9 protein-coding genes are annotated in these 19,145 nt (G+C 53.5%); all 9 read left to right on the top strand.

Annotated features, from left to right (window positions below):
• Positions 1–2 precede the first annotated feature (2 nt).
• The 9 genes from rlmD to B5F22_RS12090 all read left to right on the top strand — a co-directional run bounded on the left by rlmD (position 3) and on the right by B5F22_RS12090 (position 19,083).
• Positions 3–1,625 carry a 23S rRNA (uracil(1939)-C(5))-methyltransferase RlmD gene (rlmD, locus tag B5F22_RS10185; RefSeq protein WP_087392482.1) on the top strand — a complete coding sequence of 541 codons (1,623 nt, stop codon included), beginning with the start codon at positions 3–5 and terminating at the stop codon, positions 1,623–1,625.
• A gap of 185 nt (positions 1,626–1,810) precedes the next feature.
• The gene (locus B5F22_RS10180; protein WP_087392476.1) at positions 1,811–3,430 is read left to right on the top strand and encodes a class I SAM-dependent DNA methyltransferase; all 1,620 of its coding nucleotides are present in this window, start codon (positions 1,811–1,813) and stop codon (positions 3,428–3,430) included.
• Positions 3,417–4,562, top strand: a complete 1,146-nt coding sequence (locus tag B5F22_RS10175) for a restriction endonuclease subunit S (RefSeq protein ID WP_087392475.1) — start codon at positions 3,417–3,419, stop codon at positions 4,560–4,562. Before B5F22_RS10180 ends, B5F22_RS10175 begins: the two co-directional genes overlap by 14 nt.
• Positions 4,546–5,925, top strand: coding sequence for a hypothetical protein (locus B5F22_RS10170; RefSeq protein ID WP_087392474.1), 1,380 nt, complete (start codon positions 4,546–4,548; stop codon positions 5,923–5,925). The genes B5F22_RS10175 and B5F22_RS10170 overlap by 17 nt, the downstream gene beginning before the upstream one ends.
• A 13-nt stretch (positions 5,926–5,938) precedes the next feature.
• Positions 5,939–9,103 (top strand): HsdR family type I site-specific deoxyribonuclease, encoded by a 3,165-nt coding sequence (locus tag B5F22_RS10165; protein ID WP_087392473.1) that lies wholly within the window; start codon positions 5,939–5,941, stop codon positions 9,101–9,103.
• Positions 9,104–9,912: 809 nt separating this feature from the next.
• A complete protein-coding gene (locus B5F22_RS10160; RefSeq protein WP_087392472.1) occupies positions 9,913–10,485 on the top strand; it encodes a hypothetical protein in 573 nt (190 codons plus the stop codon).
• Positions 10,486–10,632: 147 nt separating this feature from the next.
• On the top strand, positions 10,633–11,280 hold the full coding sequence (locus tag B5F22_RS10155) for a hypothetical protein (protein ID WP_087370858.1): 648 nt from the start codon (positions 10,633–10,635) through the stop codon (positions 11,278–11,280).
• A complete protein-coding gene (locus B5F22_RS12810) occupies positions 11,277–18,614 on the top strand; it encodes a S8 family serine peptidase (RefSeq protein ID WP_087392471.1) in 7,338 nt (2,445 codons plus the stop codon). Before B5F22_RS10155 ends, B5F22_RS12810 begins: the two co-directional genes overlap by 4 nt.
• A 136-nt stretch (positions 18,615–18,750) precedes the next feature.
• Entirely contained in the window at positions 18,751–19,083 is a 333-nt protein-coding gene (locus B5F22_RS12090; RefSeq protein ID WP_143482241.1) for a hypothetical protein, read from the top strand.
• Positions 19,084–19,145: the final 62 nt, after the last annotated feature.

The following is a 19,145-nucleotide window of genomic DNA, read 5'->3' as shown; positions in this document are numbered from 1 at the left end:
CCATGGCACTGCAAGAAGGGAAGATTTACCCCGCCCATATCGAAAGCTATGCCAGCGACGGCACCGGCGTGGCCCGCATTGACGGCATGGTGGTCTTTGTCCACGGGGCGGTCCGGGGCGAAGAGGCGGACGTATGCATCGAGCACGTGGGCCACAACGCCGCCTGGGCCCATATCGCCACCCTGCGCACCCCATCCCCCGCCCGCATCGAGCCGGACTGCCCTCACTACCGCCAGTGCGGGGGCTGCCAGTTCCGCCACATGACCTATGAGGAAGAGCTCTGCGCCAAGCGCCAGCGGGTGGAGGACGCCCTCCACCGCCTGGGCGGTCTTACCTTGCCTGTGTCCGCCATTCACGGGGCAGAAAACACCCAGGGCTACCGCAATAAGGTACAATTCCCGGTGAGCGGGGACGGCATCGGCTACTACCGCTCCCGCACCCACCAGGTCATTGACATTCCCCACTGTCACCTCCAGCCTCAGGTGGACAGCCTGTGCCGCCAGGTGGTGGCGGACTGGATGAACCAGTACCGCATCCCTCCCTACCAGGAAAAGACGGGGAAGGGGCTGGTGCGCCACCTGTATCTGCGCACCAACCAGGCCGGGGAAGTGCTGTGCTGCCTGATTATTAACGGAAAAAAACTGCCCCACGCTGCCGAACTGGTGGAGGCGTTGAAGTCCGCCGTGCCCACGTTAGTGGGTGTAGTTTTGTCGGTAAACACCCGGAAAACCAACGTGATTTTGGGCACCGAGTACCACACCCTGTGGGGCCAAGACTGGCTGGAGGAGACCCTGTGCGGCCACACCTTCCGGCTGTCTGTCCCCTCCTTCTTCCAGATCAACCAGCCCCAGACCCAGGTGTTATACAGCCGGGCGGTGGAGTTTGCGGGCCTCACAGGCACTGAGACAGTGGTGGACCTGTACTGCGGCATTGGCACCATCTCCCTGACCATGGCGGAACATGCCGCAAACGTCATCGGGGTGGAAGTGGTGCCCCAGGCCATTGAGGACGCCAAGGAAAACGCCCGGCGCAACGGCTTGGCGGACAAGACCCGTTTTCTGTGCGGCGACGCCTCCCAGCTGGCCCTCCAGCTGGAGCAGGAGGGCATCACCCCCGACGTCATTGTGGTGGACCCGCCCCGGAAGGGATTGGCCCCCGACGTGGTGGACACCATCGCCCGCATGGCGCCCCCCCGGGTGGTGTATGTATCCTGTGACCCCGCCACCCTGGGCCGGGACTTGAAGCGGTTTGCCGCTCTGGGCTACGTGGCCCAGCGAGCGGAGGCGGTGGATTTGTTCCCGAGAACGGCGCATGTGGAGACGGTTGTACTTTTGTCCAAACTTAATGCCAAGCAGCATATAGAGGTGGAGTTGAATCTGGATGAGCTGGATTTGACTGCGGCGGAGAGCAAGGCTACCTATGACGAGATCAAAGCGTATGTGCTGGAGAAGTATGGCTTGAAAGTGTCCAGCCTGTATATCTCCCAGGTCAAACGGAAGTGCGGGCTGGATGTGGGACAGAACTATAACCTTTCAAAGAAGGAAGATACAAAAGTGCCGCAGTGTCCGCCGGAAAAGGAAGCGGCGATTATGGAGGCACTGAAGCATTTTCAAATGCTTGAATAGGGATCGTTTCTTGATTAAAGACCAACTGCTATGATGGCGGTCGGTCTTTAATTCAAGCCTGTATTGCTAGTAAAATAGTATGATTTTAGAATTGTTTGCGATTGATTCCCTTTGTTGACGGTCGCGCTCATCTAGGGTACAATTATACTGGGTTGTTATAATAAGTTGAAATGAGGTATTAGACTATGGCTAAGGCCACTAAAAAAGATAAAGAGATAACTTTGGAAACAGTTCTGTGGAACTGCCGCGTGGCCTTACGTGGTGTTGGTAGCATGGAGAAGAACAGGGATGCCGTGATTGGGTTGGCATTTTTGAAATTTGCTGGAGATAAATTCGACAAACGCCGTGCGGAGCTTTTAGCACAGTATGGCGATATTCCCGTGTTTCTAGAGAAGCCTTCTTTCTATAATGCGGTAAATGTATTTTATCTAAAAGATACAGCGCGTTGGTCCTACATTGTCAAGAATGCGGGGGCAAATGATATTGCCGTGATTTTGGATCAGGCAATGGCTGATATTGAGGAAGCCAACCCTTCTCTGAAAGGAGCGTTGCTGCAAAATTTCTATGCGACTTTATGTGCCCCTAAGGAAAAAACGAAAGCATTGATCGATGAGGTTAATAAAATCTCAGAGACTCGATTTCATGAAGAAGATCTTATCGGTCGCGTTTATGAGTATTTTTTGCAGATTTATGCTGCTAGTGGCACCAAGGAAGATGGCGAATTCTATACGCCCGCTTGTGTGGTAAAGCTGATCGCAGAAATGATTGAGCCATTTAGCGGAACAGTCTATGATCCCTGCTGTGGTTCCGGCGGAATGTTTGTGCAATCGCATAAATTTATCGAACGCCATCAAGGGAATCGAACCAACATTTCTGTTATTGGTCAAGAAAGCGTACCGGACACCTGGCGACTCTGTAAGATGAATTTGGCGATTCGAGGAATTTCACATGATTTAGGCGAAAAGAACGCTTCTACATTTACGGACGATCAACACAAAGATCGAAAATTTGATTTTATCATGGCAAATCCACCCTTTAATCTCAAAGGGTGGCGTGGCGAAGATGAATTGTTAGACGATCCCCGGTGGGATGGTTATGTAGTTCCTCGTGTTTCCAATGCAAACTACGCTTGGATTCTTCATATTATTTCTAAATTGGATGTTAATCATGGTATCGCTGGTTTTCTGTTGGCAAATGGTGCATTAAACGATCCCGATGAATATGAGAATCGGAAACGCCTTTTGATGAATGATAAAATAGAAGCAATTATTGTCCTGCCGCGTGATATGTTTTATACCACCGATATTTCGGTGACTCTCTGGATTGTTAATATGAATAAAACGGTCCGAACCGTGAATGGACGCCAATTACGAGATCGCAGCGGTGAAGTTTTGTTTATGGATCTACGCCGTTGGGATAGTAATGTTGAAGAGATTGTCATCGATAAAGGGAAAAAGAAGAAAAAGACTGTCTTGACTGATGAGCAAATTGCTGAAGCAAAACGAATTTATAACAGCTGGCAATCAACCGACACATCTTTATATCAGGATGTGCCGGAGCTATGCAAGGCTGTTAAGGTATTGAAAAGGGATAAAGTAGATCCGAATGACCTTTCTATTGAGGAAAAGGATTGGGCTCTCGCTCCCAGCAAATATATTGAATTTATCGATCGTGATTTGGACATTGACTATGAAAAAGAAATGGCTCGAATTCAGGATGAAATGCGTCTGCTGATGGCTTCAGAAGAACTCTCACAGTCCATGCTGAAAGATGCCTTCAGGGGGATTGGCTATGGCATCGATTAAATATAAATTAGGAGACTTGCTTCGTCTGCATGATGAGCGCAATTCCGATTCACGTTATACACTTGCAGATGTAAAGGGCATCTCTATCCAAAAGGTATTTATTGAAACCAAGGCTGATATGACTGGAGTCTCGTTAAAGCCATACATTTTGGTGAAGCCAGACTTTTTTGCGTATGTAACAGTAACATCCAGAAACGGCGAAAAAATTACTATCGCCCATAATGATACTGAGAATACCTATATTGTCTCTTCTTCATATGTGGTTTTTGAGGTGGCTCGTACGGATATCTTGCTTTCCGATTATCTGTTTATATATTTCAACCGTTCGGAATTTGATCGGTATGCCCGTTTTAATTCTTGGGGTTCTGCTCGTGAAACCTTTTCGTGGGAAGATATGTGCGATATTGATATAGAATTGCCGCCCATTGAGATCCAACACAAGTATGTGGATATTTACAATGCTATGCTGGAAAATCAACGTTGCTATGAAAGTGCACTGGAGGATTTAAAATTAATATGCGATGCATATATTGATAAATTAAAAGTGGAAATTGATCCAGAGAGAATTGGCCCATATTTAGATTTGGTTGATGAAAGAAATGCAGATTTAGAATTTTGCGCCGATGATGTTCGAGGCATTTCTATTCAGAAAACATTTATTCCTACCAAAGCTGATATGACGGGTGTTTCACTAAAACCATACTATATTGTTAGTCCTGATTATTTTGCGTATGTAACGGTTACATCTCGAAATGGAGAGAAAATTTCATTAGCATATAATAACACTGAAAGAACCTTTATCTGTTCTTCATCATATGTTGTCTTCTGCATTAATAACACAGAAAAGCTTTGTCCTGGGTACTTGCAAATATTTTTAAATCGTGCAGAATTTGACCGTTATGCTCGCTTCCACTCATGGGGAAGTGCCAGGGAAACATTTGATTGGTCCGAAATGTGTGATGTTCAGATTCCCATTCCAGACATCAAAATTCAGCAGTATATTGTTAATATTTATACCGCCTACCTATTGCGCAAGGAAATTAATGAACAGCTTAAAGTGCAAGTCAAGAATGTATGCCCGATCCTAATTAAAGGTTCATTGGAGGAGGCAGAGAATGGACAAAATATCTGAAATCACAAGACGAGATATTGTAGATATTATTAAAAGCGGTTTCTCGGTAGAACTAGATGAAGAGGAATATGATAGCAGTTCCGGAGAATATATTACCGAACGTACAGTGATAATGCCATATTCTGGACGGCTTAATACACTCGGATTTTTATCCAGACTTTACAATTTGAAAGAATTGCCATCCCATGATAGTCGATACAGAACTGCATATGATGATATCAGTTGTCATCTCAGATGGGGGGATTATGAAGAAGAGTGTTGGTTTTTTGAGGACGAGCGATTCAACTTACGTCCGGGCGATGGCGATGAGACATTACTACGGTTCATGTGTGAAATGCTTCATCCTGCAGTAAGAAATGAGAAAGCTCCATGGAAACAGTATCTTCAAAAATTTAATAGTTTACTTCGAGTTGATGGATATGAGTTGTATCCTGCACAGCACATATCAGGTCGTGATGTCTATGGAGCACGAGAATATGTTGAGCCGGACAGACCTTTGCTTCCGGAGAATTTGTTTTCAAAAAGATACAAAGACTTGATTGATTATGGACATGGTCAGTCGGTTGATAATATTAGTAACCATGTTGATTATAAGGCTAAGAAGCATATTTGCAGCGTCATGACAGATTTTGCAGAACCAATATTGTATCGTCCCAATCGGTATGACAACTGGACAGAAACAACGGATGCATTAAATGTTGCAGTCAACCGCTTAAATGAGTTCATGGATATTCCTGTAATTGATTTGCGCGGAGCCATGTTCTCTCCTTGTCCTGCATCGGAATTATTAGCAAATTATTTTACGCCGTTTATTTTTGATGTAGTCGAATTTCAATATGATGAACTATCTGTGGGAGAAAAGGGACCATTTCAAGAAGCCATTAACGCTGTTTTTCAGAAAGATAATCTTTCCTTTCGCTTAACAGATCGTGGCCTTGTTGAGCAGTTGGCCCAACACGAAGTCTTATCGCCGGAAATTATAATGCTAAGTGAACAGATTAAGGAACCTGGCCTGAAAGAACTATTTGACCTCGCCGTAGAAAATCATATGCAACCCAATTTACAAGCACATAAAGATGCAGTTGAAAAGTTGTGGGATGTGCTAGAACGCTTAAAGACATACTATACAGATTTAGACAAAAAGAAGTCGATAGAAAAGATTATTCAGAGTATGTCTAATGGGCAAGATGCCTATGAGTCGCTATTCAACGCTGAGTTCAAAGCTCTTACAGACATCGGAAATCATTTTCGAATTAGGCACCATGAAACCAATCGAGTAGATATTACCGATGTTCGTTATTACGATTACTTTTTTAATCGTTGCCTGTCATTGATTGCTCTGGCAATCCAATATCTGCAGTAAGGGAGGTTATCACGTGGACTATGAATTTGTAAAAGGACAATTTACAGAAGCACAGCTGGAGGTGGCTATCATTGAGATATTCCAGCAGCAAGACTATATCTATGTCCACGGGGAGAAAATTCACCGGCAGTATGAAGATATCCTGCTGGAAGAGGATTTGCGTTCCTTCTTACAGGGGCGGTATGCCCATGAAGGCCTGAGCGAAACCGAAACACGGAAGATCATCAATCAGTTGGCCCTCATCCCAGCGTCTCCACTTTATGAGGGAAACCGTGCTGCTTTCTGGCTAGTTAATGAAGGGTTTGATCTGCAGCGGGACGATCTGAGCAAGGTGGCGCTTCATATTGATTACATTGATTTCGACCACCCGGAGAATAACATTTTCAAAGTGGTGAATCAGTACTCCGTACAGGGCGAGCGTCTGCGCAGACCGGACTTGCTTGTGTTTATTAACGGTATCCCGGTTGCCATTTTTGAGTTTAAGTCAGCAATCAATGAGGATGCGAATGCCCATGACGCTTGGGAACAGATTACTATTCGCTATACTCGGGATATTCCAAAACTGATGAAGTATTGCTTCCTATCGGTCATCAGCGATGGAGCCAACACAAAAATGGGCAGCATCTTTACGCCCTACCCATACTATTATGCCTGGAATAAAGCCAATGAACAAGATAAAGTTTCAAACGGTGTAAGCTCGCTATTTACGATGATTGAAGGTGCTTTTGCAAAAGAGCGCCTCCTTCGTGTGCTGCGCGATTTTGTGTTTTATCCAGACGATAGCAAGAAAAGCGAGGCTATTGTTTGCCGTTATCCCCAGTTTTTCGGAGCCAACAAAATGCTGGAAAATATTAAGCGGCATCTCCGGCCAGAAGGAGATGGTAAAGGTGGCACGTATTTTGGTGCAACGGGATGCGGCAAAACTTATACTATGCTATTTCTGTCGCGGATGATTGCCCTACGCGATCCTGATGCCTTTAACAATCCGACGATAGTAATAATCGTTGACCGTGAAGATTTGGATACGCAGACAGCGGAACTATTTGCAACAGCGAAAAAGTACCTCCACGAAGATGACGTGAGGAGTATTGAATCTCGTGCAGATCTTGCTGAGACATTGAGGGATAGACCTAGCGGTGGAGTCTATATAACCTCTATTCAAAAGTTTTGTGAGAAGATTGGCCTTTTGTCTGCTCGGAGCAACATCATCTGTATCTCCGATGAAGCTCATCGTACTCAAACTGGTGTTGGTTCGAAGCTGAAAAAGACAGAGAAGGGCGTATTTACTACGTATGGTTTTGCAAAATATTTGCGAGATAGCTTTCCAAATGCTACATATTGCGGCTTTACCGGAACACCAATTGATGAGACAATAGCCGTTTTTGGCGATGTGGTAGACAGCTATACCATGAAAGAATCCAGTGACGATGGCATTACAGTTCGCATTGCGTATGAGCCGCGTTTGGCGCGTGTTATTCTTTCAGATGAGCAGGCCAAAGGAATACAGAAATATTACGAAAGTTGTGCTGAACAAGGTTCTACGACCGAGCAAATTGAAGCAAGCCAAAAAGCTATGGCACGAATGCGGGCTATTCTAGGCCACCCGGATCGCCTAAAAAAATTAGCTGAGGATATTGTCCTGCATTATGAAGCTCTTTGCGCTGAGAAGCCACACGTTGTACAAAAAGCAATGATTGTCTGTGCCGATCGAGGTGTAGCATTTCGTCTTCTAAAAGATATCCTTGCAATTCGTCCTGCCTGGGGAGAAAAACGTCGTGCAGAGAACGAAAATGATCTGACAAAAGAACAACTAGATAAGTTGTCTCCCCTCCCGAAAATTAACCTTGTTGCAACACAAGGGGCTAATGACGAAAAGGAGTTGTATGAGGCTTGCGGAACAAAAGAATACCGCAAGATGCTGGACAAGCAATTCAAAAATGATAACTCCAATTTCAAAATTGCTGTTGTTGTTGATATGTGGATTACTGGTTTTGATGTGCCATCTTTGGCTGTTATGTACATTGACAAACCTCTGCAAAAGCACACCCTTATCCAAACAATTTCTCGCGTAAACCGTGTTTTTGATGGCAAAGACAAAGGCTTGGTTGTAGATTATATTGGTATCAAGAATGACATGATGGAAGCCATAAAAAAATATGGTGGTCAACAAGAAAGTCCAGTGGATGAACTTGATATTACAATTGGCATTTTTCGCAATCACTTGAAAATGATTGATGATTTGCTGCTTGGATTTAATGCAAGTAAATTTTTTACTGGTGAACCCCTAGAAAGGCTGAATTGTTTAAATAGTGCGGCAGAGTACGTTCAAAGTCGGAAAGACACCGAAACGCGCTTTATGGGATTGTCTCGAAGGTTGAAAAGTGCTTACAATATCTGCTTTCCCTCTGGTGAGCTGACAGATGAAGAAACGGCAAAAGCTCAGTTTTATCTCGCTATCCGATCTATCATTTACAAGCAAACCAAAGGGAATGCCCCTGACGCCGAAGCGATGAACCAAGTTGTAGAAAATATGGTTCGCGAGGCTATTGCCTGTACTGGAATTGAAAATGTTGTAGATGAACACAAGTCGGTTGACCTGTTCAGCGATGAATTTATTGAACAACTGAATACGGTAAAGCTTCCAATCACAAAATTCAATGCACTCTTGAAATTGCTCCGTAAAGCTATTAGCGCTTATGGGCGCACTAATAAAGTGAAAGCTATGGAGTTTGATGAGCGCCTCCGCAAAGTAGTTGATGATTATAACAGCAGAGATAAGTTGGTATTTACCAACGAGGTGGTTTCTGATTTTGTAAATGATCTGTCCGACCAACTGCTACAAATTTTAAGGGATTTGCAAGAAGATCAGTCCTCTTTTCAAAAGATGGGAATTAGTTTTGAAGAGAAGGCTTTTTATGACATTCTTGTCAAAGTGCGAGATGACCACGGTTTTCCGTATGCCGATGAAAAATGTGTGGTATTGGCTAAGAAAATCAAGGAACTTGTTGATGATAAAGCCCAATTTGCTGATTGGTCTACCAGAGATGATATTAAAAATCAACTCAATATGGAATTGACTGTCTTGCTATATCAGAACGGATATCCCCCTGAGTGGGACGAAGAGGTTTTTGAAAAAGTAATGGAGCAAGCTGAGAATTTCAAGAAATATGCTGATTGATACAGTGTTTTTTCAACTACATTTTTCGAAACATTTGGTAGGCTGTGATGTAGCCTGCTGTCAAAGGAAATTGCTTACTTATTGCTCTGGGGCATCCAATAGAGGCGAGCAGCATCCCTATTGGCAAGGGGATTTCAAAGGGGAACAGCGTTCTCCTTTGTCTGGGGTGTTCAGAGGGGATAGAGTTCCCCTTTGACCGGAAGAATCCAAAGAAACCGGCGGTTTCGTGGCACACGACTTTCCCCGGAAAGTCTAGTGTGTTATACCTTTGTGGAGCAGATGGCAGCCGGAATTGTAGCACACCCTGAAAAGTGTGGCTATATCTGCCCCCGTACACCCTGGGGCTGGGCTGGGTGGTCCCGGCTCTGATTGGGGTATGTGTGGGACTGCTGCCGTTTTGGCCCATGAATCGAAGCAAAACATGCTGATAAGCACCCAAATAAAAGAGGCTGCGACAAACAGCTCTTTCAAAGTTTCTGGCGTCACATAGACGATTAAGACATCTTTTTTGTAAAAATTCATTCCTATAGTATTTTTGCCCAAATACCCACTTCCCCCCATATCCTGGCATATCGCCCTTCTTCTTTTTGATAAAGTGATAAAATGCTAAATTTTTATCTTGCAAGGTCCATCGGAAAGTTTCCGATGGACCTTTTTCTTTGGTTATCCTCCACACTTTATGCGCACAATGGACAAAATTGTAAGAATCGGCCATGAATTGTCAGAACACGATTGACAGGGGTAGGCCCCAGTGATAGATTAAACATCGGTTGAATGAATACATATGCATATTTTTACAGGAGGCTGTCATGGTTCCTTTGAAATCTCTACTCAGCGCAGGGTGTGTGCTCTGCCTGCTGCTCTCCGGCTGTTCCCAGCCCAGCCAGACCACATCCCCCGGCACGGCGGTGTCCGATTCCGCCAACACCTCCAGCCAGCCCACCAGCACCCCTGGGGTGGGCAACGTCATTGGCGGCGACGACTTCGCCCCCATACCCGGCGACGCCGTGGACGAGGAGGCCCGGGGCAAGCTGCGCATCACCTACAATGGCAATGAGAGCTCGGTGCACTACATCACCTCCGTGGATCAGCTGCCCGCCTATGAGGAGCTGAAGGAATACGACGAGGACTACTTCCAGGACCACGCCCTGGTGGTGGTCACCGAGTCGGTGTCCTCCGGCTCCGTGGACGTGGAAATCGACTCCATCCGCCAAACTGACACCGGAAACCAGGTGGTGCTCTACCACAGCGCCCCCGGGGACGATCAGGCGGGCACCGCCGACATGGCCACTTGGCTGTTGTGGGCCGAGGTGGACGCTGGGATTGAGGGCACCTGGACGGTGTCCAACCCCGCCCTGTCCTCTGACGCAGTGCAGTACTGACCATCGGCGGGAGTTCTATTTTGTTTGTACCAAGGAACGCCAGACAGAGCCTGGACATATACCCTCAGGGAGAAGAGAGAGGATAGACGCCCTGGCCCGGTTTCGTGCAGACCTTTTGATACAAAAATATACATAAGGAGGATACCAATGAAACGCATCAACAAAGCACTCAGCCTGATGCTGACGGCCGCCTTGAGCTGCGCTGTGTTGGCGGGCCAGGCCTCTGCCGCCAGCGGCGATGCGCTGTGGGCCGATGTGGACGAGACTTCCGGCGAAGTCGTCGCCGTGATCGAGACCAACGCTGTGGTCACCGACGGCGTCATCGACGTGACCTTCGACGCAGACAAGCTGACCTATGTGGGCTGTGACTTTGAGGGCGACAACGACCAGTACTCCCAGTACGTGGCCATGTACGCCGTCAATGACACCCAGGCTGACCAGGGCGTGCTCAAGATCTCTTGGGTGGCCCCGGATACTTATCAGGCCCAGGAGGACCTCACCGCCCTGTTCCAGGTGAACTTCCAGGGCACCGACGTGGCCGCGGACGACCTGACTGTCTCCGGCACCGCCAACGACGCCCAGGGTGAGGCCGTGGCCGTGGGCCAGGAGCCCACCGAGCCCGCCCCCAGCGCCAACCCCACCAACACCCCCGAGGGCGGTGACGACGGGGACAACACCGAGCGCCCCGAGACCGGCGACACCGCCAACCTGACCCTGTATGTGGCCCTGGTTGCCGTGTGTGTGGCCGTCCTGGCCGGCTTCGGCATCTACGCTAAGAGGAGGGCTGCAAAATGAAACTGAACCGTTTGTTGGCCCTGGTTCTCTCCGGGAGCCTGGCCCTTTCTGTCACCGTGGGCAATGCCCCCTTCGCCTTTGCCGCCAGCGCGGACTCCAACGAGACTTCCACCTCCCAGACCAACGGTGTGGAAGTGGAGCAGCTGGACGGCTCCGACTACGACCTGGACCTGACCCGGGACGACGCCGTGACCCAGGACAATCTGGACGACGCCATCTCTCCTGACGAGGATGTGCGGGTCATCATTGTCATGGACGGCGACTCCGTGGTCTCCGCCAACAGCGCCGCTGTGTACTCCAACGACACCGCAGCCCAGATGGAAGAGATCAAGGCCGCCCAGGATAAGGTCATCGCCGACATCGAGGAGACCGCTCTGGACGGGGACGACCTCACCGTGTCCTACCAGTACAGCTGGCTGGTCAACGGCGTGGCTGCCACCGTGCCCTATGGCAAGCTGTCCGACATTGAGTCCGTGGACGGCGTGGACAAGGTGGTCATGCAGACCGTGTACGAGCCCTGCTCCACCGACGAGACCACTTCTTCCAACATTGTCTATCCCCGGACCATCTCCGACGGCCAGATGATTGGCCGTGAGGACACCTGGGCCCAGGGTTACAAGGGTGAGGGCATGAAAATTGCCATCATCGACACCGGACTGGACACCGATCACCAGAACTTCGCCGCTCTCCCCGACGAAGTGCTCACCGACACCAGCCTGACCCAGGCCGACATTGACAGCGTGCTCACCAGCCTCAACGCCTATGAACGCTACAGCGGCCTGACCAGCGCCGATCTGTACTACAACACCAAGGTTGCCTACGGCTTCAACTACGTGGACAACAGCCTGGACATCACCCATGACAACGACACCGAGGGCGACCACGGCACCCACGTGGCCGGCATCGCCGCCGCCAACAAGGTGGACGAGTCCGAGGTGGTGGGTGTGGCCCCCAACGCCCAGCTGATGGTGATGAAGGTGTTCGGCACCAACGGCGGCGCCTACACCGAGGACTGGGTGGCCGGCATGGAGGACGCCATGATCCTGGGCGCCGACGTGATCAACATGAGCCTGGGCTCCAATGCAGGCTTTACCACCGACGTGGACTGGGTGGATGAGGTGTTTGACCGGGTGGCCGAGACCGGCACCGTGCTGTGCATCTCCGCCGGTAACTCCGACACCATGGGCCAGGGCAACACCTTCGGCCTCAACGCCAACCTCACCTCCAACCCGGACAACGGCGTGCTGGGCAACCCCGGCGCCTACGCCAACGCCCTGTCTGTGGCCAGTGTGGAGAACGCCTACTACATGTCCGACTACATCACTGTGGGCGACAACTATAAGATCGCCTATCAAAACGGTGGCAGCGGCGTCAACGCACCCCTGAACACCCTGGCCGACACCCCCTATGAGGTGGTAGCCGTGCCCGGCACCGGCACTGTGGAGGACTTCGCCTCCGTGGACGTGTCCGGCAAAATCGCTCTGGTGCAGCGCGGCGTCATCGCCTTCACCGAGAAGTGCCAGAACGCCCAGGACGCCGGGGCTGTGGCCTGCCTGGTGTACAACAACGAGAGCGGCACCATCATCATGGACATGACCGACTGCCCCGTCACCATGCCCTGTGCCTCCATCACCATGGCAGACGGCGCCTACATCCTCTCCGCTCTGGAGGAGGACCCCGACCTGACCCTCACCGTGGGTGCGGACCAGGCTCTCATCGCCAGCGACTCTGCCTACCAGATGAGCACCTTCTCCTCCTGGGGCGTCACCCCCTCCCTGACCCTGGAGCCTGACATCACCGCCCCCGGCGGCAACATCTACTCCACCATGGACGACGGCACCTACGGCCTGATGAGCGGCACCTCCATGGCCTCCCCCAACCTGGCCGGTGTGTCCGCCCTGGTCAAGGAGTATGTGCTCTCCGCCGATGGCATGGGTAAGGCCGACGGGGCTGACACCAACTCCCTGGTGCGCGCCCTGCTCATGAGCACCTCCAAGCCTCTGGTATATGAGAACCAGGAGGGCCTGTACTACTCTCCCCGCAGCCAGGGCTCTGGTCTGGCAGACGCCTACGGCGCTGTGACCACCCAGGCCTACCTCACCGTGGACGGCTGCGACGTGCCCAAGGTGGAGCTGTACGACGATCCCGATCAGACCGGCAGCTACAACTACTCCTTCAACGTCACCAACTTCGGGGACACCACCCTGTTCTATGACCTGAACACCGTGGCCCAGACCGAGGGTGTGAACTCCGACTACGCCGATCAGGGCTATCTGTTCATGTCCCACTCCCCCATGGCTCTGGCCGCCTCCACCGGCGAGTCCACCTCCGCCATGGCCCCCAAGTTTGACGTCACCGACAGCGGCGTGTGCGACTCCCACGATGCCTACTGGATCTACCGCTCCGCCGTGGCGGGCGCCGCCATGGACGAGAACTGGACCGACGTGGAGTTCCGCTACAACACCAACGGCGATGACGTGGTAAACGACGCCGACGTGCAGTCCTACCTCAACGCCCTGGTGGGTCTGGACTCCGACACCGACCTGGCCGCCCAGGTGATGGCCGTGGCCCCCGGCGCCACCGAGACCGTCAGCGTCAACGTGACCCTGGCCGACTCCGACCGCACCTACTTCGCCGACAACTACCCCAACGGCGGCTATGTGGAGGGCTTCACCTTCCTCACCGCTCTCAATGCCAATGGCACCGACCTGTCCCTGCCCTACCTGGGCTTCTACGGGGACTGGACCGACGCCCCCATCTTTGACGGCGACAACGACAACGAGGACACCCACGGCTTCTTCTGGGGCGACGAGAACGTGGTGGACTACAGCCAGTACATCAGCGTGCTGTGGACCAACCTGGGCGGCCAGACCTCCAGCTGGGTGCCCGGCCTGAACCCCTACGTCACCGAGGAGTTCGACCTCAGCCACGTCTCCCTGTCTCCCAACGGGGATGGCAACGGGGACTATCTGGACGACATGTACGTCTCTCTGCTGCGCAACGCCGCCACCCTCACCTTCACCTACACCGACACCAACACCGGCGAGGTGTACTTTAGTGAGACCATCGACCATGTGGCCAAGAGCTACTTCGTCCCCGCTTACAACATCTGCGTGCCCTACGTCTACTCCTGGTACGGCACGCCCTACCAGCTCACCGACGCTCAGGGCAACACCCTGCCCAACAACACCAACGTGACCCTCACCATCTCCGCCACCCTGGACTATCTCGACTCTCCCGTTCAGGAGAAGTCCGCCAGCTTCACCGTGGACACCAGCGCCCCTGAGCTGCTGGACACCCAGATCACCCAGGAAAACGGCAAGAGCCTGCTGACCCTGACCTTCTCCGACAACGTGTCTGTGGCTGGCGTGAACTTCTGCAACAGCAAGGTCACCAACATCTACGCCCAGTACGGCGCCGATGACGCCCAGGCCACCGTGGACGAAAACGGCAACCGGGTGTGGACCGAGACCTATGATGTCACCGGCATGGGCGACCACTTCACCCTGGTGCTGGGCGACTACGCCTTGAACGAGTCCTACTACTCCATCAAGGTGCCCGGCAACGACATTGCCCTGGACGACACCCTGCTGTATGGCTACCGGGTGGCGGACAACGAAATCAGCGACGACTCCCTGTACGGCTGGATTGGCATGGACCTGAGCGGCGAGACCGTGACCGCCACCGCCTGCTCCAGCGAGTACTACATGGACTACGCCCTCACCGCCGCTGAGCAGGTGGGCGGCTACATCCTGGCCGTGGACGCCAACAACAAGCTGGTGGTCATCCAGCCCGGCTACTGGGATGAGCGCACCGAGATCGCCGATCTCAGCGTGGGCATCCGGGACCTGGCCTATGACGCCTCTACCCAGACCCTGTACGGCCTGACCAGCGACACCCGTCCCCAGCTGGTGACCATCGACATGATTTCCGGCCAGCTGGAGTACGTCAACGCCGACAACAACCTGGCCTCTGCCACCGCCATCACCTGTGACGACCAGGGCACCCTGTACGGCATCTATGGCCCCAGCTACGGCAGCCAGCCCGCCGAGCTGCGCACCATTGACACCGCCTCCGGCGTGTGGGGCGAGACCCTCATGGGCGGCGAGGGCAGCGACATGCCCGGCTCCTACTACGGTCAGTCCATGACCTGGAAGGACGGCACCATCTACTGGGCCCAGTACAACATGCCCAACTTCGGCTCCTATGGCCAGCTGTACGCCCTGAGCCAGGATGAGTCCGGCACCTGGACCATGGACAACTGCGGCGCCATGGCCGGCAACGCCGAGGTGGTTGGCCTGCTGTTTTTGGACACCAACCAGCTGGAGTGGCCCGACACCGACCTCCAGGCCCTGAAGGTGTCCCCCAATGAGGTGGCTTTGCTGGAGGGCAACTCCGCCACCCTGGCTGTCACCCCCGACCCCTGGTACTGCGACACCCAGCTGACCTGGTCCACCAGCGATGCCAATGTGGCCGTGGTCAATGAGGGCACTGTCACCGCCACCGGCGTGGGCACTGCCACCATCACCGTCACCGACACCCTCACCGGTGTCACCGGCACCGCTACCATCAACGTGGTGGCCCCCGACAGCCAGATCAACGGCTTTGTCATCGCCAGCATGGGTGACGACGGTCTGGCCTCCCAGTGGACCACCTTCAACGCCAGCAACCCCGCTGACTACCAGACCCTCAACGAGACCCAGGCTCTGGAATACATGTGCGCCGAGTACGTCGGCGGCACCCTCTACGCCTACGACGAGCAGGGCAACTTCTACACCGTGGACCCCACCGACTACAGCTACCAGAAGGTTGCCTCCAAGACCACCTCTTACTCCATGAAGGACCTGTCCTATGACTACTCCACCGGCTACCTGTACGGCCTGGCTCAGGACGCCAACTCCGGCGCCACCGACCTGGTGACCGTGGACACCATGGACGGCCAGGTCACCAAGGTGGGCACCCTGGTGGACTCCTACAACGAGCCCGCCTGCGCCTTCGCCGTGGACAACGACGGCCTGGTGTACTTCGTCACCCAGGGCTACGGCTTCCTGTGCACCTATGACGTGGACACCCAGACCACCGAGAACCTGGGCCTGACCGGCTGCTACCCCGCCGCTTACAACCAGTCCATGGCCTTTGACCATGACACTGGCGAGCTGTACTGGTCCGCTATGACCGCCACCCAGTTCAACCTGATGTACATCGACCTGAACACCGCCGCCGCCCTGGACCTGGGCGCTGTGGACGCGGGCAGCCAGATCGTGGGCCTGCACATTGTGCCTGAGAACGCCCCCGATACCCCCGAGGTGCCTGTGACCAGCGTCACCACCACCAGTGACAGCATCAACATCCTGGAAGGTGCCTCCAACGCCATGCCCGTGAAGGTGGAGCCCTCCAACGCCACCAACCGGAACGTCCAGTGGACCGTGGCCGATGAGACCGTGGCCACCATTGAAAACGGCATGGTCACCGGCCTGAAGCAAGGCACCACCACCGCCACCGGCACCCTGGGTGAGTTCACCGTAGAGGTGACCATCAACGTGCTGGTCAGCTCCGGCGAGATGCGCGGCTTCGTGCTCCAGGACCTGGCCACCATGGCCATGGGCTTCTGGCTGAGCGAGATGGACTATGACCTGCACAACCCCGGCGCCGCTGACGCCCTGTATGCCTCTGACTACGACGTGTACGCCGCCACCTACTACAACGGCAAGGTGTACGCCTACGGCGAGAACCCCCAGGCAGAGGACTACCAGACCGACGGCATGCACTTCTTCGTCATCGACGCCGAGACCGGCAAGATGGAGATGGATGTCACCGGATACGACTACTTCACCAACCTGTGTGACATGACCTTCGACTACACCGACGGCGCTTTGTACGTGGTGGGCAACGCCAAGAACTCCACCGGCAACTCCACCCTGTACACCATGGACACCACCACCGGCCAGCTGTATGCTGTGGCCGCTCTGGACCGCTACGTGGTAGGCCTGGCTGCCGACGAGAACGGCACCCTCTACGCCGTGGACTTTGACGGCAACCTGTGCACCATGGACAAGCGCACCGGCGAGATCACCGTCATCGGTGACACCGGTGTGGACCCCTGCGGCTACCAGTCCCTGGCCTTCGACTTCGACACCGACTGCCTGTACTGGGCCTACTCCAACGTGTACTCTGACCCGTGGGCTGGCATCCAGAACCGGGATACCGCTGTGTATGTGGTGGACACCACCGACGCCTCTGTGGTGAAGGTGGGCGACACCGGATGCATGCTCTCCGGCCTGTACTTCCCCACGGACAACGAGCCCCAGGTGCCCGACACCGTGAAGGCCGACAGTCTGGTGGTCAATCCCACCTCCCTGCTGCTGAACAAGGGTGAGACCGCCCAGCTCTCCGCTCTGGTGCTGCCTGTGAGCGTCAGCCAGCTGGAGGGTGTGAGCGAGGTCACCTTCACCTCCGACAACGAGGCTGTGGCCACCGTGGACCGTGAGGGCAACATCACCGCCGTAGGCCTGGGCGTGGCTCAGATCACCGTCTCCGCCGGTGACCTGTCCGTCACCTGCTCCGTGTCCGTGGTGGACGACACCGTCCAGATGTACGCCTTCAACCAGTCCGGTTGGGAGACCACCAAGCTGCTGGACCCCTCCGAGACCCTGGAGGAGGCCGTGTCCGACACTCTGGGCTTCACCATCGCCCAGGCGGTGTACAACTCCGACGACGGCTATGTGTACGCTCTGGATGAGAACAATACCCTGTACAAGCTGGCCCTGGACCTGAGCTGGTCTGAGACCCTGGGCACCGTGGACACCCAGGATGCCGACATCCTGGATCTGGCCTACAACAGCTACAACGACACCCTGTATGTGCTCACCACCTCTGTGAATGCAGAGACCATGGAGCCCACCTACACCGTCCAGGAGCTGAGCACCGAAGATGCCACCCTGGGCCAGGCCTACCCCGTGTCCCGGGACATCGACACGCCCGTGAGCATCGCCTTCAACAGTGCTGACACCTTCTACGTGTACGACGCCTTCATGGACTACATCTACCTGTCCACCCTGGACGGCACCACCGTCACCAGCGTGCTCTGGGCCCAGCAGTCCATGAGCGCCGATGCGGACACCTTCTCCATGGTGTACAGCCAGACCTATCAGCGCCTGTTTATCATGACCGTGGACACCTACTACGGCACCGGTGAGCAGACCCTGTACATGGTCGATCCCCTGTCCGGCACCATCACCCACCTGGGCGACGGCGCTTGGACCAAGGACGTGGTGGACCTGCTGCTGGTGGAGGGCGCAGCCCCCTCCCCCGCTCCCACCGCCGAAGTGAAGTAATGCACCTCAACTATGGCCCGGACGGATGTTCCGTCCGGGCCATGTCTTTTTTGTGAGAAAAACCTCCAGCGCTCCCTTTCTCTGTCTCATTCTTCCACAATACGGGAATCCCAGGATTTTTCTTTTCCATGTTAAAGTGATAGAAATTCCCCAAAATCTTCCCCCGGCCCCCAGTGCCGCTCCCACCGACGCCCCCGAGACCCAGCCCACCGCTGTCCCGGAGGCCAAGCCCACCAAGGAGCCGGTGACGCCCCCTGAGACCGGGGACCAGGCCCGGCTGGGCCTGTATCTGGCCCTGGCCGCCGCCCCCGCCGGGGACGCTCCGCTTATGCCCGATTTTTCCCCGATGAGAAATCGGGGAAAGAATCGCCAAAGGCGGGGCCTTCCCCCGCCTTGTGGAATCCACCCCGCGGTACTGGGGGGGCGTGTCAATGCAGTTCTGGAAGGGCTGGACACAAAAAGACCTTGAAAATTGCCGCATTTCTTGGATTGATGGGCGTAGGGGAGGGGCTTGCCCCTCCCGAATTTCCC

The sequence above is a fragment of the Pseudoflavonifractor sp. An187 genome (assembly GCF_002160275.1).
GTDB classification, from domain to species: Bacteria; Bacillota; Clostridia; order Oscillospirales; family Oscillospiraceae; genus Enterenecus; species Enterenecus faecium.
Note: the sequence above shows the minus strand (reverse complement) of the source record. Positions and strands in the feature narration are given on the sequence as shown.